Annotated in this window: 4 protein-coding genes; all 4 read left to right on the top strand. The window is 37.7% G+C overall.

From position 1 onward, the window contains the following. Window positions 1–270, top strand: a 270-nt coding sequence (locus ABT112_RS34980; protein WP_351515811.1) for a fibronectin type III domain-containing protein, incomplete at its 5' end; no start/stop codon positions are given. 19 nt (window positions 271–289) lie between these two features. Further along, window positions 290–772 (top strand): phage baseplate protein, encoded by a 483-nt coding sequence (locus ABT112_RS34975; RefSeq protein WP_058147781.1) that lies wholly within the window; start codon window positions 290–292, stop codon window positions 770–772. A gap of 51 nt (window positions 773–823) precedes the next feature. Next, complete coding sequence (locus ABT112_RS34970) at window positions 824–1,174, top strand: holin (RefSeq protein ID WP_081144332.1); 351 nt, start codon at window positions 824–826, stop codon at window positions 1,172–1,174. Next, window positions 1,171–2,460 (top strand): LysM peptidoglycan-binding domain-containing protein, encoded by a 1,290-nt coding sequence (locus ABT112_RS34965; RefSeq protein WP_312257998.1) that lies wholly within the window; start codon window positions 1,171–1,173, stop codon window positions 2,458–2,460. The genes ABT112_RS34970 and ABT112_RS34965 overlap by 4 nt, the downstream gene beginning before the upstream one ends. Window positions 2,461–2,673 lie beyond the last annotated feature (213 nt).

Here is a 2,673-nt window from a genome sequence, read left to right as displayed (position 1 = left end):
GTCATAACTGCTGACTGGCCAAAGTATGTAGGAACTTATGTTGATACGAATCAAACTTCTAGTACGGAACCCAGTAAGTATGATTGGAATGAAATGAAGTATCGGGTTTATTTAGATGGTGTGCCTGTAGGCGGAAGTAAACTTCTGTCATTTGATTTGGAAAATCTAAAGGCGGGCACATCATACAATGTTCAGGTTAGTCAAATAAATGGCAATGTTGAAAGCGACAAGTCAGAAAGTATTGCTTTTAAAACAACACTACCCAAATAATAGAAATAGGAGAAATTAAATGGCTGATATAACAAAAATTATTCGTGGTATGCAAAATGGCGCTGAAACGATTGATAATAACTTTAATAAAATTAATCAAGAACTCGGAATCCTTGAAAAATTTGTGGATGTAATCTATCCAGTTGGTGCGTTTTTTATATCTAGTGTCTCTACAGACCCTAAAGACCTTTTTAAAACTGGAACATGGGCACGAGTAAAGGGTCGAGTGTTGGTCGGAGTTGATGAATCTGATACAGCTTTATCAACTAGCGGCAAGCAAGGTGGTTCAATTAATCCATTGTCACAACACACAATCATTCCAACTTCAGGAAACTTTGTTTTAGCTCGTGGAGCTGGCACAAACCACTGGGCTTCGGCTTCTGCACCAAGCGGTTCTTATGCAATGGATACAGAACCAAGTGGAATCACAGTTGGAGATAACACTAACCATAATAACTGGCAACCGTTTGAGGCGGCCTATATTTGGAAACGTACAGCTTAGAACAACTCTATCGAAAGGTAGAGTTTTTATTAATGGAAGGAAAAATACAAATTGGAGTATCAATTATTAGGAGTTTCAGGGCTAATCTTAATTATATTAGGATTGACATGGTTAAAAGATGGGGAAAAAATGGACCCACCTTTGAGAAAAAGAATCATTATTGATTTAACAACAATCGCTTTATTTTGGATTGTATTTGAGTTTTGGCACTTCTCAAGCTCAAGAGCTTATGAAAATGAAGTAAATTGGATTATTAATGGCTCACTTGCTTTCTTTGGTGCACGAATGATTCAATTGATTTGCCAAGTAAATCCGATGTTTCAAGAACTTGTGAATTATTTGAAATCAAAAAGTTCTAAGACTGATGTTATTGAAAATGATACTACGGAGGAAAACAAATGAAAAAAGTAATTAAAAAAGCTGCCATTGGAATGGTAGCTTTCTTTGTTGTCGCAGCAAGTGGACCTGTATTTGCGGCAGTAGGTGACCAAGGGGTGGACTGGTCAGTATATAACGGAACTTACGGTAATTTTGGTTATGGCCATGATAAATTTGCTTTTAGCCAAATCGGAGGGACTTACGGTGGAACCTTTGTAGACCAAGCCACCTATGAAACGCAAGTAGCTTCAGCAATTGCTCAAGGTAAACGAGCGCACACTTATATTTGGTATCAAGTCGGAGGTTCACAAGAAGTAGCAAAAGCAGCACTTGACCGCTATTTACCAAAAATTCAAACGCCAAAGAATTCTATTGTAGCTTTGGACTATGAAGGTGGAGCAAGTGGAAATAAACAGGCCAATACTGATGCGATTCTTTATGGAATGCGACGTGTAAAAGCGGCTGGATATACTCCAATGTATTATTCTGACAAGCCTTACACTTTGGCCAATGTTAATTATAAGCAAATCATCAAAGAGTTCCCTAACTCACTTTGGATTGCAGCTTATCCAAATTATGAAGTAACACCAGTTCCAAACTATAGCTTCTTCCCAAGTATGGACGGAATTTCAGTATTCCAGTTCACATCAACTTATGTTGCTGGCGGACTTGATGGAAATGTTGATTTAACAGGAATCACAGATAATGGATACGGAAAACAGCAAGGCCAAGTAGTTAAACCCGATACTGCTATACCGGCCATTGAAAATGGTAAAGAAGCCAATGAAGTTAAAGGAAACGATGTAGAAGTTGGAATGACGGTTAAAGTAAACTTTGGCGCTAAGAATTATGCCACAGGAGAAACAATTCCTCAATGGGTAAAAGGTCAACCACATAAAATCATCCAGAAGAATGGAGATACTGTCTTGCTTGATGGTATTATGAGCTGGTTATCCGTTCATGATGTGGAAACTATTGATGCTTCTACAAGCCAGCCAACGACACCCGCAAAAACTCATATTGTTCAGTCAGGCGATACTTTGAGCGGTATTGCTTCAAACTGGGGTACAAACTGGCAAGAATTAGCACGTCAGAACAGTTTATCTAATCCGAATATGATTTACATTGGTCAGGTTATTAGCTTCACAGGCGGTCAATCTGGGGCTACAGCACGAACTTACACTGTACAATCTGGTGATAATCTTTCATCAATTGCGAGCCGTTTAGGAACAACAGTTCAAAGTTTAGTTTCAATGAATGGCATCTCAAATCCTAATTTGATTTATGCTGGTCAAACTTTAAATTATTAAAAATTAACCCCGCTTCGGCGGGTGTTTTTTTGTTTAAAATAGTACTATATTTTACATAAAAATTTCTCAAATATTACTTTTTAATAATCGATAAAGTTTGTTTGAAAATGTGTGATATACTAATTAGTTTGCATTTTTCTTTGACATAGCATCTAAAATACTATATGATATAATAAAGAGCACCAGCGCGGAGACGGCGAAGGTGACGGCGTC

This window comes from Streptomyces sp. NPDC002055, assembly GCF_040296705.1.
GTDB lineage: Bacteria > Actinomycetota > Actinomycetes > Streptomycetales > Streptomycetaceae > Streptomyces.
The sequence above is the reverse complement of the archived record's forward strand: the minus strand, read 5'-3'. Positions and strand labels throughout refer to the sequence as shown.